This window comes from Noviherbaspirillum saxi (genome assembly GCF_003591035.1).
GTDB classification, from domain to species: domain Bacteria; phylum Pseudomonadota; class Gammaproteobacteria; order Burkholderiales; family Burkholderiaceae_D; genus Noviherbaspirillum; species Noviherbaspirillum saxi.
On the sequence record NZ_QYUO01000002.1, the window covers coordinates 171,300 to 186,446 of the forward strand.

Consider the following 15,147-nt stretch of genomic DNA (forward strand, 5'->3'; position numbering starts at 1 on the left):
TCGTGAGCAAGGTTAAAGAAACGGCATTGGGTTTATTGTACGCAATTACGCGTCCGCTGCTTTTGCGATCTCATGGTTCGACATGATTTCAATCGCCCGGCACAGCGCCGAATGATCCAGTCCGCTCATGCCATTGGCGGCGCAGGCGTTCATCAATTCCTGGGCAGCCGCCGTGTTAGGCAGCGACACGCCGAGCGACTTGGCGCCTTGCAGCGCGAGATTCAGATCCTTCTGGTGCAATTCAATACGGAAACCTGGATTGAAGGTCCGCTTGACCATGCGCTCGCCATGCACTTCGAGGATGCGCGAAGCAGCGAAACCGCCCATCAATGCCTGGCGCACGCGCGCCGGATCGGCGCCGGCCTTGGACGCGAACAGCAAGGCTTCCGCGACTGCCTGGATGTTCAGCGCAACGATGATCTGGTTGGCCACCTTGGTGGTCTGGCCATCGCCATTACCGCCGACCAGCGTGATGTTCTTGCCCATCAACTCGAACAAGGGCTTGACGTCGTTGAACGCGCCTTCGGAGCCGCCCACCATGATGGTCAGCGATGCCGCCTTGGCGCCGACTTCGCCGCCGGATACCGGCGCGTCGAGATACTGGCAGCCGAGTTCGTTGATCTTCTTTGCAAAGCCCTTGGTGGCGATCGGCGAGATCGAGCTCATGTCGACCACGGTCTTGCCGGCGGACAGGCCGCTGGCGACACCGTTTTCGCCGAACAGCACTGCTTCGACGTGCGGCGTGTCGGGCACCATGATGATGATGATGTCGGCGCGCTTGGCGACTTCCGCGCCCGAGGTGCAGACCGTTGCGCCGCCTTCGATCAGTTCGAACGGCGGGTTTTTCTGGTCATGCAGGTAGAGCTTGTGTCCGCCTGCCTGCAGATGTCCCGCCATGGGTGCGCCCATGATGCCCAATCCGATAAAGCCTACTTTTGCCATAGTGTTCTCCAGAATATGTTTGATTGATTTATACGCCGTGCGCGGCACGCCAGCCCAGGCCTTCGACGGTGCCGGCGCGCGGTTTGTATTCGCATCCTATCCAGCCATCGTAACCGATCTCGTCCAGCATCTTGAACAGGTAGCGGTAATTGATTTCGCCGGTACCCGGTTCGAAGCGGCCGGGATTATCGGCCAGCTGTATGTGCCGGATGATGTCGCGATTGGCCTTGATGGTATTGGCGATTTCGCCTTCCATGCGCTGCATGTGATAGATGTCGTACTGCACGTAGATATTGCTCGACCCGGTATCGCGGATCAGGTCGACCGCCTGCTGCGTGCGCGTCAGGAAGAAGCCGGGAATATCGAAGTGATTGATCGGCTCGATCAGCAGGCGCAGCTTGTGTTCCTTCAGCATGTCGGCTGCGTAGCGAAGATTTTCGACCAAGGTTTCGCGCGCCTGTTCCGCGCTCACGCCTTGCGGCACTTTTCCGACCAGGCAGTTGAGCTGCTTGGTGCCGAGGACCTTGGCATAACGAATCGCTTCATCGATGCCTTCGCGAAATTCATTGACGCGGTCCGGATGGCAGGCGATGCCGCGCTCGCCCGCTTCCCAGTTGCCGGCTGGCAGGTTGTGCAATACCAGATCCAGCTGAAAGGCATTGAGCTTGTCGGCGATCTGGTCGGCGTGGAATGCATATGGAAACAAGAATTCCACACCGCGAAAGCCGGCACGTGCCGCCGCTTCAAAACGATCCATGAAAGGCTGCTCATTGAACAGCATGGTCAGGTTGGCTGCCAGTTTGGTCATCTATCTTCCTCCTTAATCCAGCATCGCAATCGCAGTCGGCGCATGCTCGGGCTTTTCAGCCAGTTCTTCAAACTCGTTGACGTTGTTGATCTCGGTACCCATCGATACGTTGGTGACGCGTTCCAGGATGATTTCCACCACGACCGGCACACGGTACTGCCGCATCCATGCACGTGCCTGGCCGAACGCATCCTGGATATCCTGCGGACGGGTCACGCGGATGGCCTTGCAGCCCAGACCTTCGACCACGGCCACATGATCCACGCCATAGCCGTTCAACTCGGGCGCATTGATGTTTTCAAACGCGAGCTGCACGCAGTAATCCATATCGAAGCCGCGCTGCGATTGACGGATCAGGCCGAGATACGAGTTGTTCACCACCACATGCAGGTAAGGCAGATTGAACTGCGCACCCACTGCCAGTTCCTCGATCATGAACTGGAAGTCGTAGTCGCCCGAGATCGCGACCACTGGACGGTCCGGGTCGGCTGCGCATACGCCCAGCGCTGCAGGAATAGTCCATCCGAGCGGACCAGCCTGGCCGCAATTGATCCAGTTGCGCGCCTTGTACACATGCAGGAATTGCGCGGCTGCGATCTGCGACAAGCCGATGGTGCTGACGTAACAGGTTTCGCGACCGAATGCGCGGTTCATTTCTTCATACACGCGCTGCGGCTTGATCGGTGCATTGTCGAAATTGGTCCGGCGCAGCATCGTGCGCTTGCGTTCCTGGCACTGCGATACCCATTGCGTGCGGTCCTTCAGCTTGCCGGCGGCTTTCCATTCCTTGGCGACTTCGACAAACAGCTTGAGCGCCGCACCTGCATCGGACACGATGCCGAGGTCCGGGCCGAATACACGACCAATCTGTGTCGGTTCGATATCCACGTGCACGAACTTGCGTCCCTTGGTGAATACGTCGATCGAGCCGGTATGGCGGTTTGCCCAGCGATTGCCGATGCCGAGCACGAAGTCCGATTCCAGCATGGTCGCATTGCCGTAACGGTGGCTGGTCTGCAGGCCGACCATGCCCGCCATCAGCGGATGGTCGTCAGCAATCGCACCCCACGCCATCAGAGTCGGGATTACCGGCACGCCGGTGACTTCGGCAAACTCCACCAGCAATTCGGATGCATTCGCATTGATGATGCCGCCACCGGCGGTGATCAATGGGCGCTCAGCATCGTTGAGCATTGCCAGCGCCTTTTCAATTTGCGCACGCGTGGCTGCTGGCTTGTAGACCGGCAAGGGCTCATAGGTATCGGGATCGAATTCGATTTCCGCCATCTGCACATCGAAAGGCAAGTCGATCAGCACCGGTCCCGGGCGTCCGGAACGCATCAGATGGAAAGCCTGCTGGAACACGCGCGGCACCAGCGCCGGTTCACGAACGGTCACTGCCCACTTGGTGACCGGCTTGGCGATCGACTCGATATCCACTGCCTGGAAATCTTCCTTGTACAGACGGGCGCGCGGCGCCTGGCCGGTCACGCACAGAATAGGAATCGAATCCGCCTGGGCCGAGTACAGCCCTGTAATCATGTCCGTACCCGCCGGCCCGGAAGTACCGATACACAGGCCGATATTGCCCGGCTTCGCACGCGTGTAGCCCTCGGCCATATGCGATGCGCCCTCCACGTGCCGCGCCAGTATATGTTTGACGCTGCCGCGTTTGCGCAATGCAGCATAAAACGGATTGATCGCCGCACCCGGAACACCGAACGCCTGGGTCATGCCTTCTTTTTCCAACACATAAATCGCGGCTTCCGCTGCGGTCATCTTAGCCATACATCCTCCTGGACACAGTCAAATTTCTGATGGGTCGAGTGTAAAGGCCAACTTATTGTTTGATAAGGAGATAAACAATCGCTGTATTCAATACTTCAGGTATGGAATAATCGAGACGAATTGAAATGCCATTACCGAAGAAAACATCCCCTATGGACAAGTTCAAGCAAATCGAAGCCTTCGTCGAAGTCATCGAAAAAGGCAGCCTCGCCCGCGCCGCGCTGGAACAGAACATCACCCCCGTGATGCTCGGCCGTCGCATTGACGCGCTGGAAAAACGCCTGGGCGTCAAGCTCATGCACCGCACCACCCGCCACCTCACCCTGACCGAGGAAGGCACGGTCTTCCTCGACCACTGCCGCAAGCTGCTCGACGAACTCGATCATGCCGAAAAGATCATTTCCGAAGGCCGGCACAAGGCCACCGGCCATCTGGTCGTATCCGCACCCGCCGCCTACGGCCGCAAGCATGTGGCGCCGCATGCACCCGGCTTCATCGCCGCCAATCCCGATGTACAGATTTCATTCAACCTGACCGACCGGGTAGTCGATCTGGTGCGCGAAGGCTACGACCTGAGCATCCGCATCGGCGGCGCGATCGATCCGAATTTCGTCGCAGTCAAGCTGGCAAGCAATCGCCGCGTCGTGTGCGCGACACCAGAATATTTTGAGCGTCATGGTATCCCGCGCACGCTGGACGACCTGGAAAAGCACAACTGCCTTGCATTCAACCTGCAAGGCGGTCAGCAGCGCGGATGGTATTTCCAGCAGCAGGGCAAGCCGGTCACCGTGAAGGTCAACGGCAATCTCGACTGCAACGATGGCGAACTCTTGCATCGCTGGGCACGCGAAGGTCTGGGACTGGCTTGGCGCTCCACCTGGGAAATTCAGACAGAGCTTGCTTCCGGGAGATTGATCACGGTGCTGAACGATTTTGCGCTGGACAACTACGACATCATGGCGGTCTATCCGCAGCAGCGTCATCTGCCGGCAAAGATCCGTTTTTTCATCGATATGCTGAAGTCTGTGTACGCAGAACCCGGGTACTGGACGCGGCCGGCGTGACGGGGATTTTTGTGCGGGCTTCAGGCGGCCAGCCCCTTTCCCTTGACAGGGGAAGGGGCGAAAGCATTATGACAATTGACTAAGCTTCCAGCGAAGGACGTCCCTTGCCCAGCACCGTAGCGTAATAGGCTGGCATGGCCGATTCATAGTAAGCGGTAGCGACGCGAGCACAATAGCTTGCATCCTCAACCGATGCCACAACGCGGGCGCAGTACGACGATTCCGCCGGCATGCCTGTAGTACCGGGCTGCGCCACCCGTGCGCAATACGATGCATCGGGTGCAACAGCGCGGGCGCAGTAAGAAGCCTCTTGACTCACGACGCGGGCGCAATAGGAAGCATCTTCCGCTACCGCCCGTGCGCAATAGCTTTGCCTGCCGTCGGAAACTTGGCCGAATTCCATTTCGTACAGGCTTCTTGTACGGGCCGCAGCTTCCGCGAGATTTGCCGCATCTTCATCGCCGCGCATGCCGAAATACGGGAAATGATGCAAGAAGTACCCAAACACGGTCGCGCAATCCACTGCATATTTCATCGTATCCAGAATGTGACCGTGCCAGAACTTATCTACATCGGCGTTCGGGGTAATCGCTTCGTTCGGGTACTTTGCTATCAGCGCCAGGAAGCGCCGGTACTCGAGTTCGTGGCGGTCCGCTGCTTCGCGTGTCCAGCCATGGCCTTCTTTGGCATCCATCAGTTTGAACTTGATCGGATCAAGATCCAGCGCAAAGATCGCTTCAACCATTTGATCAGGGGTCTTGTTCTGCGCTTGCTTATTCATGTTATGCCACCTCTCACGTTTATTGAACGGAACGTCTCTTGGCCACTTTTCATGGGCTTCGGACGCGTCTTGCGACAAGGAAAATTTAGCATGTGGAAATTATTGCCAGTGTGTAAAGTAATTGATCAAACGCAAACCTTTTGCGCTTAGCATTTCTCTTAACCAACACATGCATATCATTCATGACACTCAAGGTATTTTTACATGTAATCAATGCCAGCGTGCACTACGGATTTCTTAAAAAAACCGTTACACTCCACTCACATCTATAAGCATGTTCCGCAGCAATGCCGGCATAACACGGCCCGCCGAGCTCAATTTGTAGAATTTATGGGCAAGATAAGCATTTCCCGACGCTTCCTGATTTCCCTTATCACGTCTCCTGCCTGGTGGCTGGGTGTCGCCATATCGCTATTGCTGCATTTGATGGTCGCGCAGATCGTCGAAGAAAAGGCTCAGTCTCAATTCGAGTACATCGCCGACAATGCGCAACTCGCGGTTCAAAACCGGGTGCGATCCTATATCGATGTCTTGCGCGGTGCCACGGCCCTGTTCCAGACTTCAGAAAAAGTACACCGGGACGAATTCCGTCACTATGTCAAGGAATTGAAGCTTGACAGCAGTTTCCCCGGCATTACCAACCTTAACTACGCGCAGCACGTACCAGGGCTGGAAAAGCAATCCTTCGAAGCAGCGGTGCGACGCGACACCAGTATCAGTCCTGAAGGTTATCCCGCCTTTGCGGTCAAGCCGGCAGGAGAGCGACGTGATTACAATGTAATTACTTATGTCGAGCCGATGGAAAGCAATGGCGTATCGTTCGGGGTCGACATGGCATCCAATCCCGTGGCGGCAAAAGCGCTCGCCACATCGCGCGACACCGGACAACTGGTGTCGTCAGGCCGGCTGATTCATATCACCGGTCCGCATCAGCATATCGGCCTCGCCATGCGCATGCCGCTCTATAAACGTGGCATGCCTTTGCGCAATGTAGCCGAACGGCGACGCGCTTATTACGGGTCCGTAGGTGCCGGCTTCGATGTCAACCGCTTGATGATGGGCGCCATCGACAAGAAGGTATTGGGCTCGATGCGCATCCGCATCTTTGACGCCGGACACGGCGATGAAAAACTCAATAGCGGCACCAGCGATCCGCAGCGGCTGATGTTCGACAGTGCCGCGATACCTCTTGTTGCCGAGCGCTCGCCGGCCATCGAGCCGACGGAAGCCGATCTGTTTGCCAAGCGCGTATCGATGACGGTGGGTCCTCGTGTATGGGAAGCCGAGATCCTCGGGCGCCGGTCGAGTCTGATGAATGGATTCGACGTGTCGCTTTCCTGGATCGTGCTGATTGGCGGTCTGATTGCCAGCACTCTGCTTTACAGCATCTATTATTCGATGATGACCGCGCGTCGGCGCGCGATCGAACTGGCGCGTGAAATGACGACCGATTTGCGCAACAGCGAGGCAAGCCTGGCGGAAGCGCAGCACATGGCCCGTCTTGGCAGCTGGACGCTGAACACGGCAAGCAAGCGCATGACATGGTCGGCAGAGACCTATCGCATTTTCGGCATGGATCATTTCAAGGATGGTCCACGGCTCGACGACTTCCTGTGCCGTATTCATGCCGAGGACCACGAACGCGTGCATCTGGGACTGATGCGCGCACTTCCGGACAACGAAGAGTTCAATATCGAACACCGCATCAGGCGGCTCGATGGATCGATTCGCTGGGTACAGACCATTACGCGGTTCGACAACGACGGCGACAACACGCTGTTGCGCGGCACGATCATGGATATCACCGACCGCAAGCACACGGTCGAAGCATTGCAGCGTTCGCAGGAACTGCTGCGCGACCTGACTGCGCATCAGGACCGCGTCAAGGAAGACGAGCGCAAGCGCATCGCGCGTGAAATCCATGACGAACTCGGTCAAACCTTGCTGGCACTGCGCATCGACGTGTCCATGCTGGATGCACGCACCGGCCGGTCGCATCCCCGGCTCAATGAAAAAGTGCGCGGTGCACTCAATCACATCGATGCGACGGTCAAGACCATACGCACGATCATCAACAATCTGCGCCCCGCCGTTCTCGATCTCGGTTTGACCGCCGCATTCGAATGGCAGGTCGCGGAATTCCGCCGCCGTTCCGGCATCACCTGCGAACTGGTGATGAACGAAAAGGAATTTCATGTCGACGATGCCCGGGCCACATCGCTGTTTCGCATTCTGCAGGAATCGCTGACCAATGTAATCCGGCACGCCCGAGCCAGCCATGTCATCGTCGAAGTACACCGGGAAGCAGGCCGGCTGGTCATGACGATTTCCGATAACGGCATCGGCATTTATTCCGATATTCGTCAGTCCGGCAATTCGTTCGGCCTGGTGGGCGTGGAGGAACGCATCCATGCACTCAATGGCAAGTTCGTCATCGACAGCGCGCCGGGCAAGGGCACTTCGCTGACCGTCTTTATTCCTCTGGAGAGAGTGGAACAGGAAGAGGCGCCACGCAAACTTGCCGACGCGGCCAAATGAGGGACTAGAGCAACTGCGGCGGCCGACGGGCTGACGCAACGTCACGCAACACCGTCATGAAGTCGCGCACAGCAGCGCCCAGGCTGGCGTCGCTTCGCTGCAGTAGACCGACCGGCTCTTCACTGCCTTCAGTGGGCACTGCAAGCCTCGCGAGCATGCCGCTGGTGATTGCATGTCGCGCCGCACCCAGCGGAGCAATCCATATCGCATCCGACTGCAGCACGATTTCGCGTGCAATCGACACAGACTGAGTTTCAGTGTATTGCAGGGGCATTGCAAACCCCCGCGACCTCAGGAAGCTTTCTGCATTGTGGCGCGGGATCGTGCCCTTGGGCGAAACAAGCAGGGGATACGCAAGCACATCCTCCAGGCGCGGCAGTGCTGTCGCCGTCATTGGATGACCAGGACGCGCCACCAGGCACAAGGGTTCGACGTACAGCAATTCGAAGGACAAGCCGAGCAGCATTTGCGGGTCCGCCATGCGGCCCATCACGCAATCGACCGAACCGGCCTTCAGCATATCGACCAGCGCTGCGTTTGCGCCCGTTTCGACCGACACCTGCGCATGCGGGTGCAGCTTCCTGAAAACCGCCAGTGCCGCCGGCACGAGGTCGACGCCGACGCTTGGCAACACCCCAAGGCGCACGCAGGCGTTTTCCTGCTGCGACTCAAGCCCGATGGCATTGCCTACGGCGTCGAGCGCTTCCAGCACGCCCAGCGCATGCCTGCGAAATTGTTCTCCTGCCGAAGTCAGGCGCGCACCTTGCCGGTTGCGCTCGAACAGCTTGCAATGCGCAATGTCTTCCAGCTCGGAAAGCGTTTTGGATACCGCCGGCTGCGTCAAACGCAAGCGTTCGGCGGCTTTGCCCAGATTGCCCTGCTCCGCCACGGCAAGAAAGCAGTGAATATGGCGCAAGCGAACCCGCAGTCGAAATGTCTCTTTTTCCATAACCATATGTTATGGAAAAACGCATTCTTTTTCAATTTACATAAAAATTATTCAGGAATAAAGTAGCCGCATTCTGTCCCGCCCTTGCCTCTATGGCAATTGCTTTTTTGAGGAGACTTCCATGCCTGGCCTGCTCGACCAGTTCGGCGAATACCTGCAGCGTGATCGCAGCGTGCATCCGCCGGCCTATACGCCTCAATATAAAACCAGCGTGCTGCGCTCGCCGAAGAACGCCTTGATTTCGCTACAGAATTCGCTGTCCGAAATCACCGGGCCGGCCTTCAGCCCGGATGAACTCGGCCCGCTCGACAATGACCTGATCATGAATTATGCAAAGGAAGGTTTGCCGATTGGCGAACGCATCGTCGTGCACGGCTATGTGCTCGACGAGTTCGGCCGGCCGGTACCCAACGTTCTGGTCGAGGTCTGGCAAGCCAACGCGGGCGGACGTTACCGTCACAAGAAGGATCAGTACATCGCGCCTATCGATCCGAATTTCGGCGGTTGCGGCCGCATGCTGACCGATGCCAACGGCTATTATTTTTACCGGACCATCAAGCCCGGTCCCTACCCGTGGCGCAATCGGATCAATGACTGGCGGCCGGCGCATATTCACTACGCGATTTCCGGGTCGGCCTGGGCGCAGCGGCTGGTCACGCAGATGTACTTCGAAGGCGATCCGATGATTCCGCAATGTCCGATCCTGCAATCGATCGGCAATGAAGAATCGGTGCGCGGACTGATCGCTCCGCTGGACCGCGGCGCCTTCATCCAGTTGGACAGCCTTGCTTACCGCTTCGACGTCGTGTTGCGCGGTGCTCGTGCAACGCTTTTCGAAAACCGCATTCAGGGAGGCGGCAAATGAAGCCGAACCAGATCGAGCTATTGAAAGAAACCGCCTCGCAGACCGCGGGGCCTTATGTGCATATCGGCCTGGCCCCCAAGCAAGCGGGCTTCGATATTTTCGAGAAGAACTTCAGCAATGTCCTGGCCGGTCCAGACACTGCCGGCGAGCGCATCGGCATCGAAGGACGTGTGTTCGACGGGTCGGGCACACCAGTGCGCGATGTGCTGATCGAAATCTGGCAGGCAAATGCCGATGGAAAATACAATCATCCCGCCGATCGCCAGGCCAAGGCGCTGGATCAGGGCTTTCGCGGCTGGGGTCGTGGCTGCTCGGATTTTGAAACCGGGACCTACCGCTTCGAGACGATCAAGCCCGGCATCGTTGAAGGCCGCAATGGCAGGCCGATGGCACCGCATGTCAACTTCTGGATCGTCGCACGCGGCATCAATATCGGCCTCAATACACGGATGTATTTTTCCGACGAGACCGATGCGAATGCGAAGGACCCGGTGCTGAACCTGATTGAATGGGAAGTGCGCCGCAAGACCTTGATTGCACACCGCGAAGAGAAAAACGGCCAGGTCGTTTACCGCTTCGACATACAGCTGCAGGGTCCTGAAGAAACGGTGTTTTTCGATATCTGATCAGCCGGCCGCATCCGCCACCAGCAGATCCACCAGCTCGCGTGCAAACGGCGGCAACAGCTGGCGGCTGCGCATGCATATATGCAGCTTGCGCAATGCCCATTCGTCGGTCAGTTGCACGATATGGATCGCCATCGTTTTCGCATGACGCCGCGCCGAGGTTTCCGGCAACACGCCGATACCGGCATTGGCTTCAACCATGCGGCAGACTGCCTCGAAATTGCCGGCCTGAATGCGCGTCTTGACATGCTTGTCCAGCGCGCCGGCCGCATGCTTGACGAAGGCATGGATCGCACTCGATTCATGCAGACCCACATGATCGAACTCAAGGGTCTTTTCAAAGTCGATGCGCTCGATACGCGCCAGCGGATGGTTCATCGCGGTCACCAGCACCAGACGGTCTTCGTGATAGGGCAATACTTCCAGCCCCTCGGTACGCACGTTGCCGGCCACAATGCCGATATCAGTCTTGCCCTCGCTGACGGCACGCACGATGTCGTGGCTTAGCCGTTCGCGCAGGTCGACGCTGACATCGGGATGACTGGCCAGGAATGCGGAAAGAATGGCAGGCAGGAACTCGGTAATGGCCGTTGTGTTGGCAAACACCCGGACATGTCCCTTGGTGCCCTGCGCATATTCCTGCAGCTCGCTGCGCAGGTACTCGAGCTGCTGCAGCACCAGGCGGGCATGATGAAGCAAGGCTTGTCCCGGCGGCGTCAGGCTGACGCCCTGACTCGCACGTACCAGCAGCTTTGCGCCTACGCTGTCTTCCAGGTTCTTGATGCGCGTGCTGGCCGCCGACAACGACATATGCGAGCGTTCCGCACCGCGTGTCAGGCTGTTTTCTTCTGCGATGTAGACAAACAGGCGCAGGTCGGTCAGGTCGAAATGAATGGACATGCGTAACAGTGTTTATTCATGCGTGCTTTCCCGCGTTGCAACTCACGAACTTACATTGTGGCACAAGCGGACTCGCCTGCATTGCAATACCCGAAGTCCATGACGTCGACGCCTCTAGAGCAGGTTCATCCTGACTTGCCAGTCGAGGCCGAGGCGATTTGCTCGTGGAACAAGGCGCGGCGACGCGACATGGCGAGCCATGGCAAGGAGGCCTCGGCGGCCCCTCGACAACGCCGTGCCGCGGGCAAAGCGTCCGGCATCGGCGGTACAGTCAGGGTGAAACTGCTCTAAACAATCCCGTAGCTGAATCCGGGGGCGCAATCCGCCCAGGTATTCCCCGGCTGTATTCCGTGTAGGACAAATTCTGTCCCATGGACATGGGGTACCTTTTACTTGCAAAGCAGGGTTTAATTGCATCCTTATCATTTTCATACCAGGATGCAATGGAACAGAGCGAATACCGGCTGATGCAGCTTGTCGGTGGTGTCGTGTTATGCGGCGGCTTCGGCGCACTCGCGGCCGATGCAACGCTTGCAGCCATGATTTCGCTGATCGTCGGCGTGCTCATCCTGAGTGCCGGCGTGATCGGCTCCTGGCTAGACAAAAGCTGATTGATCCGGGCCGCTGCCTGCGGCTGACCGGCATTATGGGCGCAGTGGCGGGATCGGACCTGCCTCGGCTCTTACCGGCTTCGGCAACTTTGGCAATGCGATAAGCCGCCCCAAGGGAATTTCAACCCAGCGATGAAACAGTGCGCCTGCAGCGATGCTTGCCACCCAAGCCACCAGCATGCCGATTCCCTGCACCAAGGGCGACGATGAACCTATGCACGTAAACAGCGTGTTGACCAGCACGCAAACGGGGAAATGTATCAGAAACACTGAATACGATATGCGTGCAAGGTAATGCAGGCCGGGAACTTCCCAGCGTACTGCCGCTTGCGCCCCGCCGTACACCATGGCCAGCGCCAGCGACACCGCCAATGCCAACGCAATGCGGCTGCGGAAGTCGAATTCGAGCGCGAGTCCGCCTAGCAGAATCATGATGCCAATCAGCAGCGCCGATCCCGTACTGCTTCGCATGCCGCGCGATGCCAGCCATGCCAGCGCGCCGAGCCCATAACTGCCAAAGAAGTAAGGCGCCCAATTGTCCCACTGCGGATCAGGATTGAAGTAGAACAGGGATGCCGCAATACCGACGGCAATCAAAAGCGGGACCCGCCAGCGCGACGCGTCGTTATTCCGAAACCCGCGCGCCAGGCTGAACAGCAATACCAGCAGCGCATATAGCTGAAAATCGATTGCCACATACCAGGCGCCCGCCGAAAGCGACTCCACGCCGAGCACGCCATGCAAGAGCAACGCATGCGCCGCAATCTGCGCCCAGGTAGGCGAAGGGGTCAACGAATAATGATCGATCCATATCGCGGCGCATCGCGAAGCGGCCACCGCCAGCAGCATGGCAACCATGAAAGGCGGCACCAGTTTGACGAAACGCCGCGTCAATTCCTGCCACAGCCAAAACAGCCTTGCCTGGCCGCGCGACGCCAATGACTTTGCCGCAAGAAAACCGCCGACGACGAGAAAGATCTGCACCGCGATGCGGGCCGGTCCGGCAAGCCAATCGATCAGGTCAGGAAGTGCGTGCCGCACCTGATCAGCCATGGGGCCATAGAATGCCAGATGGTGAAAGACGATCAGATTGAATGCCACGACTTTTAAAAAGTCGAGGAAGAGAAAGCGGGTCATCGAAACTGGCCGAAAAAAGAGCGCAATTGAAATTGTCGCCATTTTCTCATGCCATTAAGCAACTTGTTTCGATGCAAAGAAAAAGGGCTGCCAACATAGGTGTTGGCAGTTTTGACACAAAGATCTCTGCGATAGCGCTTCAGGAAATCATGCCCAAGCAGCGTGACAAGGCGTCAAAGCGCTTTCAATACCAGAAGGACCAACCCGGCACCGATAGAAGCGCCGACACATGCAGCCGATTGTATGCGTCGCAGCTTAAACAAAGCCGAGCGACGGGCGGCTCTTGAATCGTCTTGAAGCATGTTATCCATGGTCAGTTCCTCTTGGGGAAATATGTTGGAGTCCAGCACTACAATATGTACTTAGTATATGGAACATTGCATGCACACAATGTGATCTCACTCACAGTATCTGTAGAAGACAGCAAAAATCCAACAGTTTACGGGCGGGTTTATACCGGTTCTCGACACGCTTGCATCATCGCGATTGACATAAGTCCGGGAAGTCCGGGCCTCGCAAATATTGACGCATTTGCATGCTGATGCAATTTTCCCCATGGCCGTTCGCCGCTAACTTATCACTCTGTGAATACTGCCGATCGAACCTGAAAACAAAGGAGGAAATAGAAGTCAGTCCGCCATTCACTTGAGAGGCCGTTTATCTTATACTGTGTACCCATACAGCATCAAAGTTGTTGTCACGATGATCTTGTTCGAAGGCTATAAACTCAACGCAGTAAAAGCACGTCTTACCGTCGCCATCACCAACATAGCAGAGCGCCACCGTACCGCAGGTCGGGTACTGACTTGGCGTTTGATTCATGAAATCGAAAAGGAAGCTCTAGAAACACTCAAGCAAGCCGGCGACCTTGAAATGAAGTACATCCGCATGGTGCGTTCCTCGCAATGGGGTTATGTGCCGCGGGTAAATCAGCCAGCAGACCTGAATGGTTATGATGAGTTGCCGGTCGCGGTCACGACGATCCAGCGTGCCTATCACTCATTTCATTGAGCTTATTGCAAGCCCATGATGGCCAGGTTCAATCAATATCGACTGGTCCTCATGCGTGTTGCCTTGAGGCGTACGCATTTGCTAATTTTTTAGAGGCGACCAGGCGTAATCACGGGGGATCAGCGCTAGCTGCGTAATAACAGCAACTCCAGATCTTCCAGTGTCGGCGGCGCATAGGCAGACACACTTACCTCGCTTGCAAAATAAGAAAGGCAGCCGTACGCATGGATGAATGATGCGCTGGCAAGAACGAATAGTAGTACTGCAAGCAAAGTCACCATGAAAATCCTCCGTATATGCTGTACGGGATTTCACCATGCGTTCCGTGCGGCTACATTGACATACGACAATGCGTCATGTCGACCGTCATTCGTTCCGTATTCAACGCTCGCCAGCATCTTGAAAGACAAGCTATGAATCAAAGATTTTCGCGTGCATATAAGCCCGCGCACGACGATTGCGTTTGCACAAGGCCTTGAAGGACAGCAATGTCATCCTAGCCTTCAATTTCAGGAGGATGCCATGCAAACAATTTTGTTGGAAGCGCACGACCAATGGGTTATTTTGTTCTATATCGCTTGTTCCATCGGTGCAATGCTATGGTCGATGCGCAATCGCGGCTAAGTCACTACACTTAGGCCAATAATTCTTCATAGTTTTTTGTTGCAACTGCCTTCAGTATTTCATACCCACACAAATAAAACGCTTGTTGCCGTCGGCAACAAGCGTTTTATTTTCATGTTGCAGATTAAAGGACCAGAGTCGCGTCCGTCGGCAATACCTGCACCACCTTTCCCACACTATGCTGAACTTCTACCTTGTATTCAGCCTTCGCGAGCCGAACCAGGTTATGCAGCGATTGGCGTAATAAATACTCGTGGCGCGCGGACGCATCTGCACCCAAAGTAGCATTTACAAGGTTCTCAATAGCGGCGGCAGTGGTGAACTCGGTAAGCATCTAAGGACTCGGAAAGTGATTTAAGGAACTCAAAGTATCTTCCAAACCCGTCTTACCTCACTTGACGATGCGCAACCTTTATTCGGAATTTCCTTACAGCGCTCGGGATAATCGTCAGACAACATTTCCGCAATGCCGCATACATAATGTTTCTTATCAGCACTTGGCA

Annotated in this window: 16 protein-coding genes; 7 read left to right on the forward strand and 9 right to left on the reverse strand. The window is 56.5% G+C overall.

Annotation, left to right across the window (positions count from 1 at the left end):
• Positions 1-45 precede the first annotated feature (45 nt).
• From glxR to gcl, 3 genes are read right to left on the reverse strand one after another with little or no spacing between them, the layout of a single operon-like run.
• Positions 46-954: a 2-hydroxy-3-oxopropionate reductase gene (gene glxR, locus D3871_RS16670; RefSeq protein WP_274381775.1), complete on the reverse strand. Its 909-nt coding sequence runs from the start codon at positions 952-954 to the stop codon at positions 46-48.
• A gap of 16 nt (positions 955-970) precedes the next feature.
• Positions 971-1,750: a hydroxypyruvate isomerase gene (hyi, locus tag D3871_RS16675; RefSeq protein ID WP_119770246.1), complete on the reverse strand. Its 780-nt coding sequence runs from the start codon at positions 1,748-1,750 to the stop codon at positions 971-973.
• A 12-nt stretch (positions 1,751-1,762) separates the two neighbouring features.
• Complete coding sequence (gcl, locus tag D3871_RS16680) at positions 1,763-3,538, reverse strand: glyoxylate carboligase (protein WP_119770247.1); 1,776 nt, start codon at positions 3,536-3,538, stop codon at positions 1,763-1,765.
• Between the two features lie 152 nt (positions 3,539-3,690).
• Here gcl and D3871_RS16685 point away from each other — a divergent pair, with 152 nt between their 5' ends.
• Entirely contained in the window at positions 3,691-4,602 is a 912-nt protein-coding gene (locus tag D3871_RS16685) for a LysR family transcriptional regulator (RefSeq protein WP_119770248.1), read from the forward strand.
• Positions 4,603-4,681: 79 nt separating this feature from the next.
• Here D3871_RS16685 and D3871_RS16690 read toward each other — a convergent pair whose 3' ends face one another.
• Positions 4,682-5,383 (reverse strand): glycine-rich domain-containing protein, encoded by a 702-nt coding sequence (locus D3871_RS16690; protein WP_233575680.1) that lies wholly within the window; start codon positions 5,381-5,383, stop codon positions 4,682-4,684.
• 330 nt (positions 5,384-5,713) lie between these two features.
• Between D3871_RS16690 and D3871_RS16695 the strand changes: the two genes are divergently transcribed.
• Positions 5,714-7,921 (forward strand): CHASE domain-containing protein, encoded by a 2,208-nt coding sequence (locus tag D3871_RS16695; RefSeq protein ID WP_158597957.1) that lies wholly within the window; start codon positions 5,714-5,716, stop codon positions 7,919-7,921.
• 4 nt (positions 7,922-7,925) lie between these two features.
• Here D3871_RS16695 and D3871_RS16700 read toward each other — a convergent pair whose 3' ends face one another.
• Positions 7,926-8,870 (reverse strand): LysR substrate-binding domain-containing protein, encoded by a 945-nt coding sequence (locus tag D3871_RS16700; RefSeq protein WP_119770250.1) that lies wholly within the window; start codon positions 8,868-8,870, stop codon positions 7,926-7,928.
• A gap of 121 nt (positions 8,871-8,991) precedes the next feature.
• Between D3871_RS16700 and pcaH the strand changes: the two genes are divergently transcribed.
• Together pcaH and pcaG are read left to right on the forward strand one after the other, a co-directional pair.
• Complete coding sequence (gene pcaH, locus D3871_RS16705; RefSeq protein ID WP_119770251.1) at positions 8,992-9,735, forward strand: protocatechuate 3,4-dioxygenase subunit beta; 744 nt, start codon at positions 8,992-8,994, stop codon at positions 9,733-9,735.
• Positions 9,732-10,361 (forward strand): protocatechuate 3,4-dioxygenase subunit alpha, encoded by a 630-nt coding sequence (gene pcaG, locus D3871_RS16710; protein ID WP_119770252.1) that lies wholly within the window; start codon positions 9,732-9,734, stop codon positions 10,359-10,361. The genes pcaH and pcaG overlap by 4 nt, the downstream gene beginning before the upstream one ends.
• Here pcaG and D3871_RS16715 read toward each other — a convergent pair whose 3' ends face one another.
• The gene (locus D3871_RS16715) at positions 10,362-11,261 is read right to left on the reverse strand and encodes a LysR substrate-binding domain-containing protein (RefSeq protein WP_119770253.1); all 900 of its coding nucleotides are present in this window, start codon (positions 11,259-11,261) and stop codon (positions 10,362-10,364) included. It lies immediately after the preceding gene.
• Positions 11,262-11,318: 57 nt separating this feature from the next.
• Here D3871_RS16715 and D3871_RS16720 point away from each other — a divergent pair, with 57 nt between their 5' ends.
• Together D3871_RS16720 and D3871_RS30260 are read left to right on the forward strand one after the other, a co-directional pair.
• Positions 11,319-11,552: a hypothetical protein gene (locus D3871_RS16720; protein ID WP_147376829.1), complete on the forward strand. Its 234-nt coding sequence runs from the start codon at positions 11,319-11,321 to the stop codon at positions 11,550-11,552.
• A gap of 152 nt (positions 11,553-11,704) precedes the next feature.
• Positions 11,705-11,872 (forward strand): hypothetical protein, encoded by a 168-nt coding sequence (locus tag D3871_RS30260; protein ID WP_158597958.1) that lies wholly within the window; start codon positions 11,705-11,707, stop codon positions 11,870-11,872.
• 33 nt (positions 11,873-11,905) lie between these two features.
• On the opposite strand, the gene D3871_RS16730 is transcribed toward D3871_RS30260, so the two are convergent.
• A complete protein-coding gene (locus D3871_RS16730) occupies positions 11,906-13,009 on the reverse strand; it encodes an acyltransferase family protein (protein WP_233575681.1) in 1,104 nt (367 codons plus the stop codon).
• Positions 13,010-13,711: 702 nt separating this feature from the next.
• Here D3871_RS16730 and D3871_RS16740 point away from each other — a divergent pair.
• Positions 13,712-14,020 carry a DUF2471 family protein gene (locus tag D3871_RS16740; protein ID WP_119770258.1) on the forward strand — a complete coding sequence of 103 codons (309 nt, stop codon included), beginning with the start codon at positions 13,712-13,714 and terminating at the stop codon, positions 14,018-14,020.
• A gap of 125 nt (positions 14,021-14,145) precedes the next feature.
• Here D3871_RS16740 and D3871_RS30265 read toward each other — a convergent pair whose 3' ends face one another.
• Entirely contained in the window at positions 14,146-14,301 is a 156-nt protein-coding gene (locus D3871_RS30265; RefSeq protein WP_158597959.1) for a hypothetical protein, read from the reverse strand.
• Between the two features lie 467 nt (positions 14,302-14,768).
• Positions 14,769-14,978 carry a hypothetical protein gene (locus tag D3871_RS16745; RefSeq protein ID WP_119770259.1) on the reverse strand — a complete coding sequence of 70 codons (210 nt, stop codon included), beginning with the start codon at positions 14,976-14,978 and terminating at the stop codon, positions 14,769-14,771.
• Between the last annotated feature and the right edge of the window lie 169 nt (positions 14,979-15,147).